Origin of the sequence: Mycolicibacterium monacense (assembly GCF_010731575.1) — a bacterium.
Classification (GTDB): Bacteria; Actinomycetota; Actinomycetes; order Mycobacteriales; family Mycobacteriaceae; genus Mycobacterium; species Mycobacterium monacense.
Map to the genome: position 1 here is coordinate 2,443,488 of NZ_AP022617.1, position 19,589 is coordinate 2,463,076.

A 19,589-nucleotide genomic window follows, 5' to 3' on the forward strand; every position below is an offset into this window, starting at 1 on the left:
GTCACCCACTTTCAGGCGGTGTCGCCTCGGGAGTCTGCGGTTCCATCCGCTCCGCCAGGATCTCTCGCTGCGCCGCCTTCTCTTCCTCGGCGGAGATCTCACCGGAATCACGGGCCTCGGCGAGCGCCTCCAACTGCTCACGAGTCCTCGCCGGATCGTTCATCTCCTGCTCGACCTGCCGCTGGATCACCTCGGCCAACGAGATCACCCCGCGGACCGGAAGCAGCGGGGCGAGCAGGATGGCCGAGAACAGTCCCATCAGTCAGCCCTCGGGATTCGAAGTCACGACGAAGTCGTATGCGGCCATCGGGCCGAGCAGTCGCAGATCGACCCGTCCCGCAGCGTTCTCGGCGAGCTCGTCGACGACCGCTTCGACGTCGGCCTGCGCCTTCACCTCGACGAGCGCCGCGACGTTGACGGCATCCCACTCGTGGGTCGGTTCGCGGACGTTGACCGCCTGCGCGACGGTGTTGAGCGCGTCGACGGCCGTGTTCGTGTCGGCCTGCCGTTTGGCTTCGATGGTGTTCGCGATCAACTCCCCCAGCGCCATCCGCGAATCACGGGATGCGTCTTCGGGTTTGCTCTGGATGTCGTCACGCAGCGCGCGGGCCTGCTCGCTCTCCTCGAGGAGATCCCGCAGGAACGTCTGCTGGTCGTATCGGCCCTTCACGACGTACTGGGCGTGCCCCTCGAGTTTCTCCAGTGTCTCGCGGAACTCGTCGTGGTGTTCGCGAAGAAGCTCTTCGGCCACCGATTCCGCGTCCGTCATCACCGCACCGAAGCGCAGCGGCAGCACCGGCGCGACGGCCGCCGCACCGTCCAACAGGTGAGCATGCGCCTGCAGATCGTCCGGGGTGCCGAGCGGATGATCGGTGGCTATCCGACTCACCAGCGCGGCGATGTCCCCCTCTTTGACGATCTCGACCTCCGAGGGCGGATCCCCGACACCGACGGCGTCTTCCTCGACGGCGACGTCGGCGGGCACGATTCCGTACACGTAGACGGCGCGTCCCGCGTCTCGGCCCTCGGCGCGTTCGACTTGGTCGGCGGCCGTCACCTGTCGGCCCTCCGGCTGCGCACCCGCGTCGCCTTCCTCGGCTCGGGTTCGTCCGATGTGAGCATGTCGCCCAGCTTCTCGCCCGCGGCTTCGAGGACGCCGGTCGTCTTGCCCTTCGCCACACCGCTGGTGGCACTCTCGGCCACGTCGCCGACCAGGCCCCCGAGGTCCGACTTCGGATCCTCGTTCACGATGTCCAGCCGGTTCACCGCGTCGGCGTAACGCAGATAGGTGTCGACGCTGGCCACCACCACGCGTGCGTCGACGGTCAGGATCTCGATTCCCACCACGGAGACCCGGACGTAGGCGTCGAGCACCAGGCCCTTGTCGAGGATGGTGTCGACGACGTCGGCCAGCCCGTTGGAGTCGGAACCTCCGCCGCCGGCGGTGCCCGCGGGTTGGATCGCGGTGCTCATGCTCGGGTCTTCCGGGTCTTCGCGGCGCGGCGCACCGGCGAAGCGGCGCGGTCGCCGCCGCGGGTGCGGGCGGTGGCTCGCCGGCGCTGCTTGGGCGGTGCGGCCTCGTCGTCGGAGTCCGGTCCGGTATCGGAGTCGGAGTCGGCCGGCTCGTCGGCACCCGGGTCGGGCTCTCCGTCCTCGACAACCTCGCCATCGCGGATCTCGCCCGGCCAGCCCTGGACGTCGTCGGGGTTCAGCATGGCGTGCGCCATGACCTCACGCTGGAAATGCTTGAGTTCCAGACGCACTCGGCGTCCCTGCGCTCGCCAGAGGTTGCCCGTGCGTTCGAACAGGCCCTTCGGATGGTATTCGAGGACCACGATGACCCTGGTGAGGTTCGGCGCCAGCTCGTGGAATGTGATCGCACCGTCGACGTATCCCTTGTCGCCCTTCGAGCGCCACACGATCCGTTCGTTGGGCACCTGCTCGGTGATGGTCGACTCCCAGCTGCGGTGCGAGAGGAAGATCTGCGCCTTCCACACCAGCTTCTCGTCCGAGACCTGCTCGACCTGCTCGACCTTCTTCATGTACTTCGGGAAGTCGGCGAACTGCGTCCACTGCCGGTACGCAAGGTCCACCGGCACACCCACGTCGATCTGCTCGACGATGTTGGTGACCTTGATCTTGTCGCCGCCGCCGCCCTTACCTGTCAGGGCGCCGGTCACGCCCTTCAGCGCATCCTTGGCCTTCTCCTTCGCCCCCGCCAGACCGCCGGCCAACGCCGCCTTCACCGGTGATTCGCCGGACAGGAGCTTCTCGCTGCCCGTGGCGGCCGCCAACAGTCCCCCGTTGCCCCCGCCACTCTGGGCGTAGTCGGTGAGCCGTTGGGTGGTGCCGCCCACGCGATCCGTGACCTTGTTCACCGCGCGGTCTGTGAATGTTCCTGCGAGTTGTTGTAGAGACGTTCGCAGTTGACCCGAGGGTGCGTTCTTCGCGCTGGTCGCGCTTGTGGTGTTCTGTGTCACCGGTCTCACCGTCCTCGCCGAATAGGGGCCCGCTTGGTGGCCGAACGGCCGTGGCGGGCAGCGGAAGTCGCCGGCACGTCGTCAGCGGTCGCCCGTGACGAGCGACGCATCGCGGTCTTCGCCGCTGCGGGTTGCCGGGCTGCTCGCCGACGCCGTGGCGGCGGTTCCGGTTCCGGTTCCTCCTCGGGTTCCTCATCCAGGTCGGTGTCTTCGTCGGTCTCCTCATCGACGGCTTGATCCTCGTCGTCGTCCGACAGATCGTCGACGTCGTCCTCGGACTCCAGCAGATCCTGCTCGTCCTCGACCTCGTCGTCGTAGACGTCCTCGTCGACGGCCTCCTCGGGCGTGTGGCGGCGGCGCCCGAGTCGCCGCGCCGACCTGAGGCCCTTCCCCGTTCCCCGGACCGTGCCGCTGACTGTGCCGCCGACCGTGTCACCGACGTCACCGACCGTGCCTCCGACGTCGTCGAGCACCTCTTCCGTGTCAACCGCCGAGGTCACACCGCCGATGCGGTCATTGAGCGCGTTCACCTGATTCGTCGCCGCCGCCAGCGCCGCGGCGCGCGCTGCGCCGAGAAGCTCACCGCGAAGCTGGTCACTCAGCTGGGTCACATCCGCCGATGCCCCCAGGGATTTCAAGCCCTGCGCCACGAGTTCAGTGGGGCTGGCGGGGAACTTTCCTGTGATTCCTGCTGCGGCGAGCATGAGTGCAAGCCGCATCTTGCGCGTTCGCCCGAGGAAGTACCCCGCCCCGACTGCCAGCGCTACTTTTGATCCGTTGGCCATGATGCCCTCCTCCTGTATATGACGGGGTTCGGTCGCATCCGGCCGGACCTGGATGGTTGTGTTGGCCACTTTCTGAAATAGAACCTACCCGGGAGAACTGCATCCGAATCGTGGAACTTAGATTGTTTTCGCTTACTTGAATATTTGCCTGATTACGTTCACGACGACGGTCCGCCGCGCGACCGGCCCCCCCCGCACACCGGCCAGGAGCGACGCCGCCGGAGCCGGACCAGATGCTTCCCACAGGTGTGCGCTCGCCAGCATTTACGCTGTTCAGGATTCCTCGCAGCGGTTTTCCCGCACCCATGGCCGCGCGACTGGCCCGCACAGCCGGCCTTCCCCGATCGTGCGCGGTATCACCTCCGACGCGAACCGGTACCGGACCGTTGATACATCCGCCAAATTCATAGTTTGCCAGACTATTCATCCCGCGCATTGTGCGCGAAATAGAAATAATTCGATTTGCGGTGAATTCCATGATCTTGAACGGCAATTCATTCTTTGATCGAGTTTTGATGTTGATCGTCGCGTATGAGCACAGGAAGTCGTATTTACGGCGGTCCGTCACCGAATTCATCTCCTTGGCGCACCGAGCGAGTTAGCGATGAGGATTCACCTTTCGCGCCGGAATCACCCGCTCGGACACCCGGCTCGGCCGAGAGCCGACCGGTGGGCCGAACCCTGTTGACGGCGCTGTCATTTCGTGCCGCAGAGCCGATCTGCGTGCATCTCCGAATCGACCGCGCCACCGCATAGCACGGCTGCCGAGTTCGCCGACCGTGGTGCGATGGACACTTTCCGATCAGCAGTGCTGTTGGCCGCCCACGAAGGCGGCGTCACATCGGGTGTGGCGTGAGTCACATTCCTTGCTCGATCCGTCGCCGGTCCGGACCGCCCTCTGCCCCGGCACCCCCGGCCGCGACTCCCCAGAGGGATTATTGCCGTCGCCGTAGATTCCCGCTGCAACGCGTGGAATGGACGTCTCGGCGGCCGTCTGAGTCGCCGGTTCAGCCCGCCGCCGGAGCCTCGGCCAACCCGATCCTGCGATGCAGGCGTGCCAACGGTTTCGGAGACCACCAGTTCCACCGGCCCAATACACGCATGAACGCCGGCACGAGCACCATCCGCACGAGCGTCGCGTCGGCGAGTACCGCGAGGGTCAGCCCCAACCCGAACATGCGCATGAACGACACGTTCGCGGCGATGAGCGCCGCGAAGCTGATCGACATCACAAGGGCGGCCGCGGTGACGACACGACCGGTCCGCGCCAGTCCGAGCGCCACGCTCTCGGTCACGTCGGCGGCGGTACGTCCGGACGCCAGCCAGAACTCGCGGATCCGCGACATCAGGAACACCTCGTAGTCCATCGACAGCCCGAACGCGATGCAGAACAACAGCACGGGGATGTTGGCGACGAGCGTCCCGGTGGGAGTGGTGCCCAGCGCGCCGAGGTGACCCTCCTGGAAGATCCAGACCATGGCGCCGAACGCCGCGCTCAGCGAAAGCACGTTGAGCAGCAGCGCTTTCAGCGGCAGCACCACGCTGGCCGTCAGCAGGAAAAGCAGACAGAACGTGGACACCGCGATCAGGCCGAGCACCAGCGGAAGGCGTGAGGTGATGGCGGCGACGCTGTCGCTGTTGCTCGGCGCCACGCCGGCCAGTTCGACGGGGCGACCGGCGGGTCCGGTGACCTCGTGCAACCGCTCGAGTTGCGCGGCAGACGAATCGGAGAACAGCGGCGCATCGGTGGACACCGTGAGGAACGCGCTGCCGTCGCGCACTCCGGTCGCCGCGGTCGGCGGTCCGACTCGCCGCCCGGCGACGTAGGTGCCTGTCGGCGCCGACACCGACGATACGTCGGCGACCCGGGACAGGTCGGTGGCGTAGCGGCTCAGCTCGGATTCGGTCGCCCCACGCGCATCCGGGATCACCACGGTGACCGCTGTCGCCGGGTCGGCGGCGAATTCGGTGCGCAACTGGTCACCGACCTCGTGGGCGGACGCCGACTGCGGCAGCACGCGATCGTCGGGTAGGCCCCACCGGACCCCGAGGAAAGGCAGACCGAGCAGCATCAGCACCGCGATGCCGGCAAGCCCGACCGGCACCGCCCGGTGCATCACGAATTTGGTGCTGCGGTACCAGAATTGGCGCTGGACCGGTTTCGGTGCGGGTTCGGGACGACGCAGCAGCCGACGCCCGAGCCGCCGCACGTCGAGGGCGTCGATGCGGTCGCCGAGCAACGCGATCGCGGCCGGGGTCAGCACCAGCGCCGCGACCGCCGCGAAGACCACCGTCGCCACCCCCGCGTAGGCGAACGACTTGAGGAAGTACATCGGGAACAGCACCATCGTGAGCATCGGCAGCGCCACCGTCGTCGCGGAGAACACCACCGTGCGGCCCGCGCTGAGCATCATGCGGGTCAGCGCCACATCGCGGTCGGCGCCGGCGGCCAGTTCGTCGCGGTACCGGCTGACCATCAGCAGGGTGTAGTCGATGGCGAGCGCAAGGCCCATCGCCATGCAGAGATTCAGGGCGAAGATCGACACGTCGGTGAGGAACGTGATGACGTGCAGAACGGCGAGCGAACCGACGATCGCGATCAGCCCGACACCCACCGGAACGGCAGCGGCCAGGAGGCCGCCGAAGACCCAGACCAGGACCAGGAAACTGAAGGGAATCGCGATCGACTCCATCAGCAACAGGTCGTGCTGGGTCTGGGTGGTGATCTGGCTGTTGACCATCGCGACGCCGCCGGCCCGCACCGTCACCCCGTCGCGGGTGCTGCGGTCACCGCCGACGGCCTCGACGAGGTCCTCGGCGTTGCGGGCGGCCTCGTCGCCGCCGGTCACCCCGGCGACCACCAGTCCGGTGTCACCGTCCTCGCTGAGCAACCTCTCGGCGGCCGGACCCGACTCCGTCCAGGCCGACGTCACCGAGACGACGTGCGGTGAACGGCGCAGGGTGTCGACGATGTCGGTGCCGACCGCGCGGGCCGGGTCCGCCATCGCTCCCCGCGGCGAGGTGACCGTGATGAGCAACTGGGTGTCGCCCTGATCGAACCGCTGCGCGAGGAGCGCTGTGGCCCGGGAGGATTCGGCGGAGGGGTTCTCGAAGCCACCGGGCGACAGCTTGCCGGCTACCGGGACCCCGAACACGGCGGCGGCCACCGCAGCCAGTATCGCGGCCGCGATGATCCGCCGCGGTGCCGCGATGGAGAAGGCGGCGATCCGGGCCAGCACACCTCGTTGAGGCACGGCGTCATCGTCCCTCATCACGTCGGCGAATGGTGGCCTACCGGCGGTTTCGTCACCACGTTCTGATATCCCAGGGCCACGTTCTCGGCGCGTATCCGGACGGTGAGCACCAGCGCGTTGGCGATGGTGAACACAATCGCCGTCACCCACGCGGAGTGGATCAGGGGTAGTGCGGCGACCTCGGCGGCGACTGCGATGTAGTTGGGGTGGTGCACCCACCGGTAGGGACCGCGCCGGACCAGCGGTGCGCCCGGGATGACGATGAGCCTTGGGTTCCAGTGGTTCCCGAGCACCGACACACACCACCAGCGGACGACGGTGCTGGCGACCACGACCGCGACCATGGTCCAGCCGAGCCAGGGGATGAACGGCCGGTGCGCAACCGAGACCTCGACGACGCACGACACCAGTAGCAGGGTGTGCATCGTCACCATGAGGGGGTAGTGCCCGCGCCCGAATTCCCTGCCGCCGTTCGCGATCGACCACCGCGTGTGTCGACGGGCCACCACGAGCTCGAGCACCCGCTCGACGCCCACCGCGACGATGAACAGGTAGTAGATCACCGGATACATGGCGGTCTCACCAGCTCAGCAGCAGCAGTTCGAAGCCGAAGCCGGGCCCCATTGCCAGCATCAGTCCCAACGTGCCGTCGGTCGGGCGCTGTGCGACCGTGCGGTCCAGGACGTCGAGCACCGACGCCGAGGAGATGTTGCCGTTGTCGCGCATCGACTCCCAGCTGTGCCGCAGCGCGTCCGCGGGCATTCCGACCGCGCCGTGGATCGCCTCGAGCACCTTCGGTCCGCCGGGATGGCAGATCCATGTCGAGACGTCGTTCGTGGTCAGTCCGTGGTCGGCGAGGAACCGGTCGACCTCGTCGCCCAGGTGGTTCTGGGCCATCGCGGGCACGTCGCGCGACATCACGAGCTGGAACCCGCTGGAGCTGACGTTCCAGCCCATCACCTCCGCGGTGTCGGGGAACAGCCTGCTCCTGGTCGCCAGCACACGCGGCGCAGGACGGCCCCGCGCCGGAGCGCGGTCCGCTCCGGTCGCCACCACCGCGGCGGCTCCGTCGCCGAACAGGCACAACCCGATCAGCGCGGGAATCGACGTGTCGTCCCGCTGCAGTGTCAGCGAGCACAGCTCGACCGAGAGCAGGACGGCGACGTGGTCTGGATAGCCCCGCAGGTAGTCGTGGACGCGCGCCATGCCGGCGGCTCCGGCCACACACCCGAGCCCGAACAGCGGGATGCGCTTGACGTCGGGCCGGAACCCCAGGCGCGAACAGATGGTCGCGTCGATGGTGGGCACGGCCACCCCGGTGCTCGACACCGCGACGATGGCGTCGACCTGGTCGGGCCGGATGTGTGCCTCGTGGAGTGCCGACCGGACGGCCCGCTCGCCCAACTCGGTCGCCACCTCGACGTAGGCGGCGTTCGCCTCGGTGAACCCGGACAGCCTCGGGTACCGCTCCAGCGGGAGTGCGAGGTTGCGGTACTCCACGCCACTGGTGCGGGCGAAGCGGGCGAATGCGGGATCGGCGAATTCGGTGAGCGCTTGTGCGACCTCTTCCTGTGTGTGTCGGTTGGCGGTGAAGGCCGTCGCCGTCCCCGCGATCCGGGGAGCCCCCCGGTCGGTGGTGGCGGTGACGTCGGACGGGCTGTGCAATGCGGTATCTGTCATACGCGGTCCAACGGCCGGAAAACGAAATTGAATCCCCGAATTCCCCATTTGTGAAATAACGGACAAGGGCGGGACATCACCGCTTTTCGAGCGTATAACCGCAGCTAGACGGCGTTTTCCTGAAAACTCACCGGGAATCTGAACGCCATTTGTGCCGGCTCCCAGAAATGGCGGAGAATCTGCGAGATCAATGCGAATTCGGTGACCGGGAGCTGTGCAGCGACGGCAACAGTGCGTCGAGCCGCTCGTAACCCTCCGTCATGCCGCCTTCCATCCCCGAGGACAGCAGCGCGTCGCGTGCGTCGGTGTTCGGGCAGATCGACCGGCCGCGCAGCCGGCTGCGCCCGTCCCCGAGATCCTCGAACCACAGGAACTCGATGTTGACCATGTCCGGCGCGCCCTCGAACTCGAAGGTCTGGATCACCAGGTCCTCGCGCACCCTGTGGAAGACGCCGTTGAACGCATAGCTGCTGTTCTCATCCGAGTGCACGTAGCGGTAGCCACCACCGGCGCGGAAGTCCCACCGCTCGAGGGAGATCTCGACACCGTGCGGCCCGAGCCACTGCCGGACCAGATCCGGTTCGGCATGGGCGCGGAACAGCGCCGCGACGGGGGCATCGAAGTCGCGGGTGTAGTCCATGGCCAGCGTGTCCACCGGCGCGACGAGATCGAGTCCGTTGTTCATGATCGTCCTTTCTCTGGGTTTTCTGTTGTCCTGTCGGAAATCTCAGCCAGCACGGCGTCCAGCCGGCGGTAGCTGCGTTCGGCGTCGAGCCGGTAGCGGTCGATCCAGCCGGTGAGCCGTTCGAGGGCGGCAGCGTCGAGATGCACGGGGCGCCGCTGTGCGTCGCGGGTGCGGGTGACCAGCCCCGCCTGCTCGAGCACCGAAATGTGGCGGGACACCGCCTGTTTGGTGATGTCGAACGGTGCGGCGAGTTCGTTGACGGTGGCGGGTCCGCGGGACAGTCGCGCGACGATGGCCCGTCGCACCGGATCGGCGAGCGCCATGAACGCCCGATCCAACTGCTCGTCACCGTCACCACCCACCATTTGTAAACCGATTCCTTTATCAACCCGTTTGTTGATTACAACGGTAGGCTTGTGCCGTCCGGGTGTCAAGGGTTCGGTCAGCGCCGCTTGCGGATGATGGCGCGCAACCGGTCGAGGCGACCGCCGATCTCCCGTTCGGCGCCGCGGCCGGTGGGCCGGTAGTAGTCCACGCCAACCAGTTCGTCGGGTGGATACTGTTGCGGCACAACCCCGTCCGGGTGATCGTGGGCGTAGACGTACCCGACGGCGTTACCGAGCTTGGCCGCACCGGAGTAGTGGCCGTCGCGCAGGTGGGCGGGGACCTGGCCGGCCTTGCCGTTGCGGACATCGCTCATCGCGGCCCCGAGCGCGGTCGTGACGGCGTTGGACTTCGCGGCGGTGGCCAGATGCACGGTCGCGTGGGCCAGGGTCAGTTGCGCCTCGGGCATCCCGATCAGCTGGACCGTCTGCGCCGCCGCGACCGCGAGGGGCAGCGCCGTCGGATCGGCCATGCCGATCTCCTCGCTGGCGAGGATCATCAGCCTGCGCGCGATGAATCGGGGGTCCTCCCCCGCCACCAGCATCCGAGCGAGATAGTGCAGCGCGGCGTCCACGTCGGAACCGCGGACCGATTTGATGAAGGCGCTGACAACGTCGTAGTGCTGGTCGCCGTCGCGGTCGTAGCGCACCGCGGCCTTGTCCAACGACTGTTCGACGATGTCGACCGTCACGCGGCCGTCGGCCGCCGCGGCCGATTCGGCGGCGACCTCGAGCGCCGTCAGCGCCCGGCGGGCGTCACCGGCCGACAACTGGACGATCAGGTCGACGGCGTCGTCGCTGACGTCGACGCTGTCGGCGAGCCCGCGCGGATCGGCGACCGCGCGGCGGACCACCTCGGCAATGCTGTCGGGGGCCAGTGGCTGCAGCTGCAGGATCAGCGACCGCGACAGCAACGGCGCCACCACCGAGAACGACGGGTTCTCGGTGGTCGCCGCGACCAGCAGGACGATCCGGTTCTCCACCGCGGCCAGCAACGCATCCTGCTGGGTCTTGGAGAACCGGTGGACCTCGTCGATGAACAGGACGGTCTGCTGCCCCCGCAGGATGCCCTGGCGAGCGGTCTCGATGACGGCGCGCACCTCTTTGACGCCCGCCGACAGCGCCGACAGCGCCTCGAACCGGCGGCCGGTCGCATGCGAGATGAGGGATGCCAGCGTGGTCTTGCCGGTGCCGGGCGGACCGTAGAGGATCACCGAGGCGGCGCCGGATCCCTCGACGAGGCGGCGCAGCGGCGAGTTCGGTTTCAGCAGGTGCTGCTGACCGACCACCTCATCGAGGCTCGCCGGACGCATCCGCACCGCCAGGGGCGCCGACACCGGTGCACCGGCCGCCGCGACGGGGCCGTCAGCCGGCAGATCGAACAGCGAGTCGGACACGTCTCGTGCTTACCACGTCACGGCGACGCGGGAGCCGTCACGAAATCGATCAGCTCCTCGACGCGGCCGATCAGTTCGGGCTCCAGATCCGTCCAGTTCCGGACACGGCCCCGGATGCGCTGCCAGGCCCGCGCGATATCGGCCTGGGTGTCGTGCGGCCAGCCCAGTGCGGCGCACACCCCGTGCTTCCAGTCCGTGCCGCGCGGCACCCGCGGCCACGCCGGGATGTCGAGCCGGGCGGGTTTCACCGCCTCCCAGATGTCGATGTAGGGGTGGCCGACCACGAGCGTGTGCGCACCGTACGGACCGCGGCCGACGGCCTCGGCGATACGGGACTCCTTCGAGCCGGTGACGAGGTGGTCGACGAGCACGCCGAGCCGGCGGCCGGGACCCGGTCGGAACTCCTCGACGATCGCGGTCAGATCGTCGACGCCACCGAGGTACTCGACCACCACACCCTCGATGCGCAGATCGTCACCCCAGACCTGCTCGACGAGTTCGGCGTCGTGCCGGCCCTCGACGTAGATCCGGCTCGCCAGCGCCACCTTTGCGCGGGCGCCGGCCACCGCCACCGAACCCGACGCGGTGCGGGCCGGCGCCGCGGGGGCACGCCGTGGCGCCGTCAGGATGACCGGACGCCCGTCGAGCAGGAATCCGGGTCCCAGCGGGAAGGTGCGCACCTTGCCGTGACGGTCCTCCAGCTCGACCCGGCCGGTCTCCACGCGGACCACGGCGCCCACGTAGCCGGATTGCGCGTCCTCGACCACCATGCCCGATTCCACGGGGTGTTCGGTGGAGCGCACGCGTTTGGGCGCATGGGGGTTGCGGGCCAGCACGTCGCGGCCGTAGCGATCGGTCACCGGGTGATCGTAGGGACGGTGACGGCGTTCACGGCCGAACGCCCACCCCGCGTGTTGCCCGCTAACCCTGCTGTTGCTGCTGGGATGCGGTGGAGCTGGCGAGTTTGGTGGGGTCCGCGGTGACCTCGTCGATGACGTGGTGGATGAAGCGCATCTTGTCGAGTACCGGCGGCGGTAGCACGAAGGGGTAGAGATCGTCCTTGCCCATGGACCGGTTCACCATGTTCAGCGCCCACGACAGCGGCAGCCACATCTCGATGATCGTGTCGAATCCGCTGGGGCCCAGCACCCGTCGCTCGAACGTGGCGCCGGCCGGCGCGAACCCGAACGCCGCGGCGGTGTCCAGCGTGTCGCGGATGTGCAGGTAGTGGGCGAACGTCTCGGCCCAGTCCTCGGCCGGGTGCATGGTGGCGTAGGAGGACACGTAGTTCTCCTCCCACCCCGCGGGGGCGCCCTCGCTGTAGTGGCGGTCCAGCGCCTCCTGATAGTCCAGGTCGGGATCGCCGAACAGTTCGTTGAAACCCTCGAGGTAGGTGGCAGACGGGCCGATCAGGCGGTAGAAGTAGTAGTGCCCGATCTCGTGGCGGAAGTGGCCGAGCAGGGTCCGGTACGGTTCGTCCATCGAGATGCGCAACTGTTCGCGGTGCACATCGTCGCCCTCGGCGAGGTCCAGGGTGATCACCCCGTTGGCGTGCCCGGTGAACACCTTCTCGTTCTCGCTGGAGAGCAGGTCGAACGCCAGTCCGTAGTCGGGGTCCTCGTCGCGACCGACGATCGGCAATTTGAGTTCGTGCAGTTCGGCGATCAGCCGGCGTTTCGCCCGTTCGGCGACGGCGAAGGCCGCCAGCGCCTTCGCGTCGGCGTCGTTGGGCCGGGTGCGGGTCAGGGCGCAGGCCTCACACAACAGCGCGACCGGCCCCGTCTCCACGAGCCAGTTGCACTCTGCGAGATGCATGTTGGCGCACAACTGGTAATGCCGCGCCGACACCGCACCCGCGTGGTCGCTCTCCTTCGGCGGGGCGATCACCAGCAGTGCCATGTCGTCGAGCGAGAACCCCAGCGCGCTACCGCAATTGAGGCACAGCGAGTTCTCGAACGCCAGCCGCTGGCCGCAGTTCGGGCAGTTGAAGTCCCGCATCAGCGCACGCCCCCGGCCGCGGATTCCACGGGTGCGACGTCGACGGACACCTCGATCTTGCTGCTCTCGGAGTCGGTGTAGATGATGCCGCGCAACGGCGGGACGTCGGCGTAATCGCGGCCGATGCCGACCCGGATGTACCGCTCGTCCTCCATCTGGTCGTTGGTGGGATCCAGTCCGAGCCACTGGTCCTGCGGTGTCCACACCGAGGCCCAGGCGTGCGTCGCATCGATGCCTACCATGCGTTCCTTTCCGGGAGGGGGGTCGGTCGCCAGGTATCCCGAGACGTAGCTGGCGGCCAGGCCGTTGGCGCGCAGGCAGGCGATCGCCAGCCGAGCGAAGTCCTGGCATACCCCTTCGCGCGCCGCCAAAACTTCGCTGACCTTGGTGGACACGGTGGTGGACCCGGAGCGGTAGGTGAAGTCGCGGTAGATCCGCGAGGTGAGGTCGCGCAGCACCTCGATCAACGGTCGGCCGGGGGTGAAACTCGGTGCGGCGTAGTCACGTACGGCCGCGGTGATCTCCGGCGGCTGCAGGTCGAGCGTGAACTCGGTGGCCAGTGCGCCGTCGGCGCCGACCGGCCGGGCGATCTCCCAGGGCGCCCTGGCCGACCCTCCCCCGTAGACGGTGTCCGGCGGCGGGTCCACCTCGACCACCGATCTGCTGGTGATGCTCAGCCTCTGATGGCGTTCGGTGACATGGAAATACGAGCTGAGGTTGCCGTACGCGTCGCGGCTGGTCGAGCGGTCGGCGGCCTCCGGGTCGATCTGCAGTTCGTGGGTCAGACAGCGCTGGCGCAGCGAATCCCTCGGGGTGAGGAAGCCGCGCCCGTAGGAGCTGGTGACCACATCGGAGTAGCGGTACACCGTGCGGTGGGTGATCCGGTAGGTCCGGGTGGGTCGGTCGGCCGCGGTCACGGGACCATCCGCCGCTCGGCCGGGCCCCACAGCGGCTGCATGCCGCCGGGCAGTGACAGGTGCGCCGCGGTGATGACCCCCGACAGCGCGCGCAGGTCGCGGTGCACACCGTCGAGCAGATCGGCCAGGTCGGCTCGGCGGCCGTCGGCGGTGACCTCTTCGAGGTCGGCCGGATCGACGCGGCGCAACCGGGTCACGAGGTCGTCGACGAGCCGCTCCGGACGCGACGAGCCCGACGACCCCGGCAGTGCCCGCAACCCGTCGCGCAGCCGGTCGAACTGGTAGACCAGCGAGCGGGGGTTCTCCGCGTCCAATAGCAGCAGGTCGGCCACGGCGGCCACCCGGACCGTGCCCAGCATCCGGCGCCGGTAGATGACGGAGGACTCGCACGCCACCAACGTCGATTCGGTGATGGTCTGCTCGGCGTCGGGGGTGCGCGCCTCGACGAGGGTGGCGCGCAACAGGCCGGTCAGTCCGAGGCCGCGTTCGATGCGCTTGCCGATGTCCATCATCGTCCAGCCGGCGTCGCGGATCATCGATTCGGCGGCCACCCCGGACAGTGCGAGCATCCCGGCCAGTGTCGCGCTGTGCGCCGACGCGAGGTAGGCATCGCCTTCGGTCTTCGACTCCGGTGGCGCGGACGAGGACCGCAGCACGGCGCGTTCGACGGCCGCGAGCACCATCCAGGTGTCGTTCGACATCTGGTCGCGCACCGACCGGGCCGCCAGACCGAGCCGCTCGATGGACTGGGCCAGGGATCCGGCGCGGTGGCGGTCGGCGGTGACCGCCCACAGTGTGGTCGGCGCGATCGCGATCATCTCGGCGTAGTCACCGCCGGCACCGGTGTCGGTACCGGTGAGCTTGCCGATCGCGGTGAGCAGCACCGGGACACATGCGCTGCCGTCCATCTCCTGCCGGTACCGGTATTCGTGGTAGCGCTCGCGGGTGACGTTGAGGAGCCGGGCGGTGTACTCGGCGCGCTCGGCGTAGCGGCCGAGCCAGAACAGGTCCGACAGTACGCGCGGGGAGCTGACCTCGTGGGTGCGGCTCGGGGTGACCGGCGCGGGCGGCGCCACGACCTCGGGCTCGACGGGCACCGTGCGCTCGGCGGTGACACGGGCCGGCGTCCGGATCCAGATGTCCTTGGCCGCAACGCTGTTCAACGCATACGCGGGGTTTCCAGGCGCCAAGAGGTAGCCGAGGCCGCCGATCATCGGCGCGTACCCGCCGCGCTGCGCCACGGTGAACAGCCGCATGCCGACGCTGGCCGCCGACAGCCCGCCCGTGCGGTGCACGGTCGGGGCCGAGGAGAACTGCGGCAGTTCCCGGCCGACCCACTGCCACGGGGCCGCCTCGATCCGGGCCACCAGTTCGTCGCGCTGGCTTCGCGACAGTGCCGGCCCGACGATGGTGTCGCCGCCCGTCACCGGCGTGATCAACAGCGATGCGGTGTGGCTCAACAGGTGTGAGCGTTCCAGGTCGATTCCGCCCCAGTAGACCGGCGCCGTCGCCAGCAGCGGTGTCTCCCCCAGCAGTTCCTCGGCGAGTTCGGGCAGGAACCGCAGCACCCCGGGGCTCTCGAGGATGCCGCTGCCGAGGGTGTTGACCACGGTGACCGCGCCGCGGCGCAGCGTCTCGACCAGACCCACCACCCCGAGGCGGGAGTCGGCGCGCAGGTCGAGCGGGTCGGCGTAGTCGGCGTCCACCCGCCGCAACACCACGTCCACCCGCTTGAGGGTGCCCAACGAGCGCATCCACAACTTGCCGTCGCGCACCACCAGGTCCGCGCTCTCCACCAGCGGGAAGCCCAGCACGCTAGCGAGATAGGCCTGGTCGAACGCGGTCTCGGAGTGGATGCCGGGGCTGAGCACCACGACGAAGGGGTCCTCGGCCGATTCCGGGGCGGCGTCGATCAGCGCCAGGCGCAGGGCCTGCGCCCACGGTGACGCCGGTCGCGGCCCGAGTTGTTCGTACAGTTCGGGGATGGCGTGGGCGACCACGCGGCGGTCGGCGAGCGCGTAACCCGCGCCGGACGGCGCCTGCGTCCAGTCGGCGTTGACGTTGAACGAGCCGTCCGCGGTGCGGCTGACATCGCAGCCGTGCAGGAACAGCTGGCGCCGGCCGGGGATCTCGATGCCGCGGGCGGCGCGCAGGTAGCCGGGGTGGGCGAAGAGGAGTTGCGGGGGCAACACCCCGCTGGTGATCGACCGCTGCGGGCCGTACAGGTCGGTCAGCACCGCGTCGAGCAGCCGGGACCGTTGCACCAGACCGGATTCCAGCCGGTCCCAGTCGTCGGCGGAGATCACCAACGGCAGACCGTCGAGCCGCCACGGCCCGGGTACGGCGTCATCGTCGGTGGTGACCGCCTCACCGTGCTGGTCGACGTGGATGTAGGTGATGCCGTCGTTGTCGACCAGGCTGCGCACGACCGCCCGCAACCGGTCGAGCCCGTCGCGGCCGCGTTCGACGACACACTGCGCCAGCTCCCGCCACGCGGGTCGGATCTCCCCCGCCGCGTCGACGAACTCGTCGTACCCCGAGCCCGCACCACCGCGCACGTCGAACAGCGCCTGCTGGGCGCGGGCGGCGCGGTACTCGGCGAGCACGCCGTCGACATCGGCGGGTCCGGTCGGACCCTCGGCAGACAGGATCATCACCGCAGAACGGTACGCACCCGACGCAGATCGAGGATGCCCGGCGCGCCCAGGTCGGTGGACTGCCTGGCCTGCTTCTCCCGGAGGTCGGACAGGTCGATGCGTCCGGGGGTGAATCCGGTGGCCTCGAAGCGGCGTCCGCGCCGCGATTCGGCTTCGACCGCGTTGACGGGCGGGGTGTCGTAGGACCGGCCGCCGGGATGGGCGACGTGGTAGGTGCAACCACCGCGGGACACGCCACCGGCGGTGTCGACGAGTTCGAAGCGCAGCGGCCCGTCGACGGTGATCGTCGGGTGAAGTGCACTGGGCGGCTGCCAGGCGCGGTACCGCACCCCGCCGACCTGGATGTCGGGGTTGTCGGTGGCCAGCATCGGGATGGGGTGGCCGTTGCAGGTGACGAGGTAGCGGTGCCGGTCGGCGCCGATCAACCGCACCTGCAACCGTTCGACCGACGAGTCGACGTACCGGGCCGTGCCACCCGCGGTGGCCTGTTCACCGAGGACGTTCCACGGCTCGATGGCGCCGCGCAGTTCGATCTCCACACCGTCGAACACGGCAGCGCCGATGCGGGGGAAGCGGAACTCGGTGAACGGGTCCAGCCAGCTGGTGTCGAAGTGGATGTCGTGGGCGCGCAGGTCGGCCGCGACATCGGCGATGTCGTGGATGAGGAAGTGCGGCAACAGGTATCGGCCGTGCAGATTGGCCCCGTGGCGGATCAGCGGCGCACGAAGCGGCTCGTCCCAGAACCATGCCACCAGGGCGCGCACGAGCAGCGACTGCACCATCGCCATCTGGAAGTGTGGCGGCATCTCGAAGCCCCGCAGCTCCAACAGGCCGAGCCGCCCCCTGGCGCTGTCGGGGCTGTAGAGCTTGTCGATGCAGAACTCGGCGCGGTGGGTGTTGCCGGTGATGTCGGTGAGGAGGTGGCGAAGAGCCCTGTCGGTGACCCACGCGCTGGCTCGCTTGGGCCCGGAGCCACCACAGAGCCGGGCGATCTCGGCGAACGCGATCTCGAGTTCGTAGAGCGCCTCGGACCGGCCTTCGTCGACCCGCGGCGCCTGCGACGTGGTGCCGATGAACCGGCCGGCGAACAGATAGGACAGCGCGGGGTGGCGCTGCCAGTAAGTGAGCATCGACACCAGCAGGTCGGGGCGGCGCAACAGCGGTGAGTCCGCGGGCGTCGGACCGCCGAGCGTGATGTGGTTGCCCCCGCCGGTGCCGCCGTGGGTGCCGTCGACGTCGAACTGTTCGGTGGTCAGGCGGGCCAGCCGCGCCTGTTCGTAGAGCGTCTCGAGCTGGGTCCGCTGTTCGGCGAAGCTGGCGGTCGGGGCCACGTTGACCTCGATGACCCCCGGGTCGGGTGTGATCGTCACCGACGTCAGGCGCGGGTCGGCGGGCGGCGGGTAGCCCTCGATGACCACCGGGCAGCCGATCGCCGACGCGGCGGTCTCGATCCGGCCGACGAGGTCGACGAAATGTTCGAGTTCCTCTGTGGGCGGCAGGAATACGTAGAGCACCCGGTCTCGCACCTCGGTGACCATCGCCGTCGTCGGCAGCGAGTCGGCATCCTCGACCTCGGCGTCGGTCTGCTCGGCAGCGTCCGCAACGGAGGCGAGCGCACCGCGCCGGGCCAGCGGGTCGGCGGGATAGCCGGGTCGCGGTGGCTGCCAGCTGATCGCGTCGAGCGGCAGCCGCAGCCCGGCGGGTGAATCGCCGTCCAGGAGCACGATGCGGCCCCGGCGCAGCCGCCAGTCGGCGCTGGCCCATGCCGAGTCGTCGTCGCGGCGGTGCAGCGGCAGCACGAACGCGGCCGGTTCGGTGACGCTGGTGTCGAGCCGGGCCAGCAGGTCCGCGCGGGCCCGGGCGGTGTCGTCGGCGAGATCGTCGTCGGGGGCGACGGGCTCCCCGGCGGGGCGGCGGGCCGCGGCAGCCAACCGGCTCAGCGGATCCTCGAACGCCGACCGGACCTGTGTGCCGGGGAGCCCGAGGCCGGCCGCGACGGCGGCGAGCAGTCGCCGCGCGGCGTCGTCGTCCACGGTGTGCGTCTCGGCGCCCCACGGATCGGCCAGCAGCGACGCGTCGGTCCACAGCGGTGCCCCGTCGGTGCGCCAGTACAGGCCGATCTGCCAGCGCGGCAACGGTTCTCCGGGATACCACTTGCCCTGGCCGCGCTGCACCAACCCCTGCGGCGCCCACACCGTCTTGAGCCCGGCGGCCAGCGCCGAGGCCCGCTCCCGCTTGTGTGGACCGTCGGCCGCCGTGGTCCATTCGGGGTCGGTGCGGTTGTCGACCGACACGAATGTCGGCTCCCCGCCGACGGTGAGACGGACATCGCCCTTGGTCAGCCGGTCGTCGACCCGGGCGCCCAGCGCGCAGACGGCGTCCCACGCGGTCTCGGTGTAGGGCAGCGTGACGCGCGGATCCTCGTGGACACGGGTGACGAGGTTGGCGAAGTCCAGTGTGCTCTCACACGGTTCGGTGGCACCGGTGATCGGTGCGGCCGAGTCGGGGTGCGGGGTCGCCGAGAGCGGGATGTGTCCCTCACCGGCGAAGAGCCCCGAGGTGGGGTCCAGGCCGATCCACCCGGCGCCGGGGATGTAGACCTCCGTCCACGCGTGCAGATCGGTGAAGTCGGCGGCCGGTCCGGACGGGCCGTCGAGCGCTTGCACGTCGGAGGTGAGCTGGACGAGGTAGCCGGACACGAACCGGGCCGCCAGCCCGAGTTGGCGCAGGATCGACACCAACAGCCAGGCCGAGTCGCGGCACGAGCCGATGCCGACGCGCAGCGTGTGATCGGGGGTGTGCACCCCGGGTTCGAGGCGGACGCTGTAGCCGACGTCGGCGTTGATCGCGCGGTTGAGGGCGACCAGGAACTCGATGGTGCTGGTGCCGGGCGCGACGGTGAAGTTCTTCACCCACGCCTGCACGAGGTCTCCGGGCCCGGATCCGTCGCCGAACTCGTCGACCGGTTTCAGATACGGTTTGAGATCCTCGGCCAGCGCCCTGGGGTAGGCGAATCCGATCCGCTCGGCGTACTCCTCGATGAAGAAGTCGAACGGGTTGATCACCTTCAGGTCGGCGATCAGGCCGACGGTGATCGTGAGCTGCCGGGTGCGCGTCGGAAACACTACGCGGGCAAGGAAATTGCCGAAGGCGTCCTGCTGCCAGTTGACGAAGTGGTCATCGGGCTCGATGGTCAGCGAGTACGCCTCGATGGGCGTTCGGGAGTGCGGCGCCGGACGCAGCCGGATGACGTGCGGGTGCACTTCCACCAGCCGGTCGAACGTGTAGCTGGTGCGATGCTCCAGCGCCACCTTGATGCCCATCCGCTGATCCCATCACAAGGCGTGGGGGTG

General features: G+C 69.0%; 16 protein-coding genes. All 16 read right to left on the bottom strand.

The window, feature by feature from the left end:
• Position 1: 1 nt before the first annotated feature.
• A complete protein-coding gene (locus tag G6N49_RS11615) occupies positions 2-259 on the bottom strand; it encodes a gas vesicle protein GvpG (protein ID WP_011559734.1) in 258 nt (85 codons plus the stop codon).
• A 3-nt stretch (positions 260-262) separates the two neighbouring features.
• Positions 263-1,057 (bottom strand): GvpL/GvpF family gas vesicle protein, encoded by a 795-nt coding sequence (locus G6N49_RS11620; protein ID WP_011559733.1) that lies wholly within the window; start codon positions 1,055-1,057, stop codon positions 263-265.
• Positions 1,054-1,473 carry a gas vesicle structural protein GvpA gene (locus G6N49_RS11625; protein ID WP_011559732.1) on the bottom strand — a complete coding sequence of 140 codons (420 nt, stop codon included), beginning with the start codon at positions 1,471-1,473 and terminating at the stop codon, positions 1,054-1,056. Before G6N49_RS11625 ends, G6N49_RS11620 begins: the two co-directional genes overlap by 4 nt.
• Positions 1,470-2,480: an SRPBCC family protein gene (locus G6N49_RS11630; protein WP_011855532.1), complete on the bottom strand. Its 1,011-nt coding sequence runs from the start codon at positions 2,478-2,480 to the stop codon at positions 1,470-1,472. Before G6N49_RS11630 ends, G6N49_RS11625 begins: the two co-directional genes overlap by 4 nt.
• 5 nt (positions 2,481-2,485) lie before the next feature.
• Positions 2,486-3,334: a hypothetical protein gene (locus tag G6N49_RS11635; RefSeq protein WP_235679513.1), complete on the bottom strand. Its 849-nt coding sequence runs from the start codon at positions 3,332-3,334 to the stop codon at positions 2,486-2,488.
• A gap of 938 nt (positions 3,335-4,272) precedes the next feature.
• Positions 4,273-6,504, bottom strand: coding sequence for an MMPL family transporter (locus G6N49_RS11645; RefSeq protein WP_041309642.1), 2,232 nt, complete (start codon positions 6,502-6,504; stop codon positions 4,273-4,275).
• A 32-nt stretch (positions 6,505-6,536) separates the two neighbouring features.
• Positions 6,537-7,079 (bottom strand): isoprenylcysteine carboxyl methyltransferase family protein, encoded by a 543-nt coding sequence (locus tag G6N49_RS11650; RefSeq protein ID WP_049771614.1) that lies wholly within the window; start codon positions 7,077-7,079, stop codon positions 6,537-6,539.
• 19 nt (positions 7,080-7,098) lie between these two features.
• Positions 7,099-8,199: a type III polyketide synthase gene (locus tag G6N49_RS11655; protein WP_011855529.1), complete on the bottom strand. Its 1,101-nt coding sequence runs from the start codon at positions 8,197-8,199 to the stop codon at positions 7,099-7,101.
• Positions 8,200-8,386: 187 nt separating this feature from the next.
• A complete protein-coding gene (locus G6N49_RS11660) occupies positions 8,387-8,884 on the bottom strand; it encodes an SRPBCC family protein (RefSeq protein ID WP_011855528.1) in 498 nt (165 codons plus the stop codon).
• On the bottom strand, positions 8,881-9,249 hold the full coding sequence (locus tag G6N49_RS11665) for an ArsR/SmtB family transcription factor (RefSeq protein WP_011559724.1): 369 nt from the start codon (positions 9,247-9,249) through the stop codon (positions 8,881-8,883). Before G6N49_RS11665 ends, G6N49_RS11660 begins: the two co-directional genes overlap by 4 nt.
• A gap of 77 nt (positions 9,250-9,326) precedes the next feature.
• Entirely contained in the window at positions 9,327-10,664 is a 1,338-nt protein-coding gene (locus G6N49_RS11670; protein WP_083045123.1) for a replication-associated recombination protein A, read from the bottom strand.
• Positions 10,665-10,681: 17 nt separating this feature from the next.
• Positions 10,682-11,524 (bottom strand): DUF3097 domain-containing protein, encoded by an 843-nt coding sequence (locus G6N49_RS11675; RefSeq protein WP_011855526.1) that lies wholly within the window; start codon positions 11,522-11,524, stop codon positions 10,682-10,684.
• Between the two features lie 61 nt (positions 11,525-11,585).
• On the bottom strand, positions 11,586-12,662 hold the full coding sequence (locus G6N49_RS11680) for a zinc-binding metallopeptidase family protein (protein WP_011855525.1): 1,077 nt from the start codon (positions 12,660-12,662) through the stop codon (positions 11,586-11,588).
• Positions 12,662-13,579: a transglutaminase family protein gene (locus G6N49_RS11685; RefSeq protein ID WP_083045136.1), complete on the bottom strand. Its 918-nt coding sequence runs from the start codon at positions 13,577-13,579 to the stop codon at positions 12,662-12,664. Before G6N49_RS11685 ends, G6N49_RS11680 begins: the two co-directional genes overlap by 1 nt.
• Positions 13,576-16,233, bottom strand: a complete 2,658-nt coding sequence (locus tag G6N49_RS11690; protein WP_011855523.1) for a circularly permuted type 2 ATP-grasp protein — start codon at positions 16,231-16,233, stop codon at positions 13,576-13,578. The genes G6N49_RS11685 and G6N49_RS11690 overlap by 4 nt, the downstream gene beginning before the upstream one ends.
• Positions 16,233-19,559: a transglutaminase family protein gene (locus G6N49_RS11695; RefSeq protein WP_011855522.1), complete on the bottom strand. Its 3,327-nt coding sequence runs from the start codon at positions 19,557-19,559 to the stop codon at positions 16,233-16,235. The genes G6N49_RS11690 and G6N49_RS11695 overlap by 1 nt, the downstream gene beginning before the upstream one ends.
• Positions 19,560-19,589: the final 30 nt, after the last annotated feature.

Bases quoted from the DNA above. Each gene is read 5' to 3' on its own strand.
- G6N49_RS11615 (WP_011559734.1), bottom strand. From the start codon at position 259: ATGGGACTGTTCTCGGCCATCCTGCTCGCCCCGCTGCTTCCGGTCCGC.
- G6N49_RS11625 (WP_011559732.1), bottom strand. From the start codon at position 1,473: ATGAGCACCGCGATCCAACCCGCGGGCACCGCCGGCGGCGGAGGTTCC.
- G6N49_RS11655 (WP_011855529.1), bottom strand. From the start codon at position 8,199: ATGACAGATACCGCATTGCACAGCCCGTCCGACGTCACCGCCACCACC.
- G6N49_RS11660 (WP_011855528.1), bottom strand. From the start codon at position 8,884: ATGAACAACGGACTCGATCTCGTCGCGCCGGTGGACACGCTGGCCATG.
- G6N49_RS11665 (WP_011559724.1), bottom strand. From the start codon at position 9,249: ATGGTGGGTGGTGACGGTGACGAGCAGTTGGATCGGGCGTTCATGGCG.
- G6N49_RS11680 (WP_011855525.1), bottom strand. From the start codon at position 12,662: ATGCGGGACTTCAACTGCCCGAACTGCGGCCAGCGGCTGGCGTTCGAG.
- G6N49_RS11690 (WP_011855523.1), bottom strand. From the start codon at position 16,233: ATGATCCTGTCTGCCGAGGGTCCGACCGGACCCGCCGATGTCGACGGC.
- G6N49_RS11695 (WP_011855522.1), bottom strand. From the start codon at position 19,559: ATGGGCATCAAGGTGGCGCTGGAGCATCGCACCAGCTACACGTTCGAC.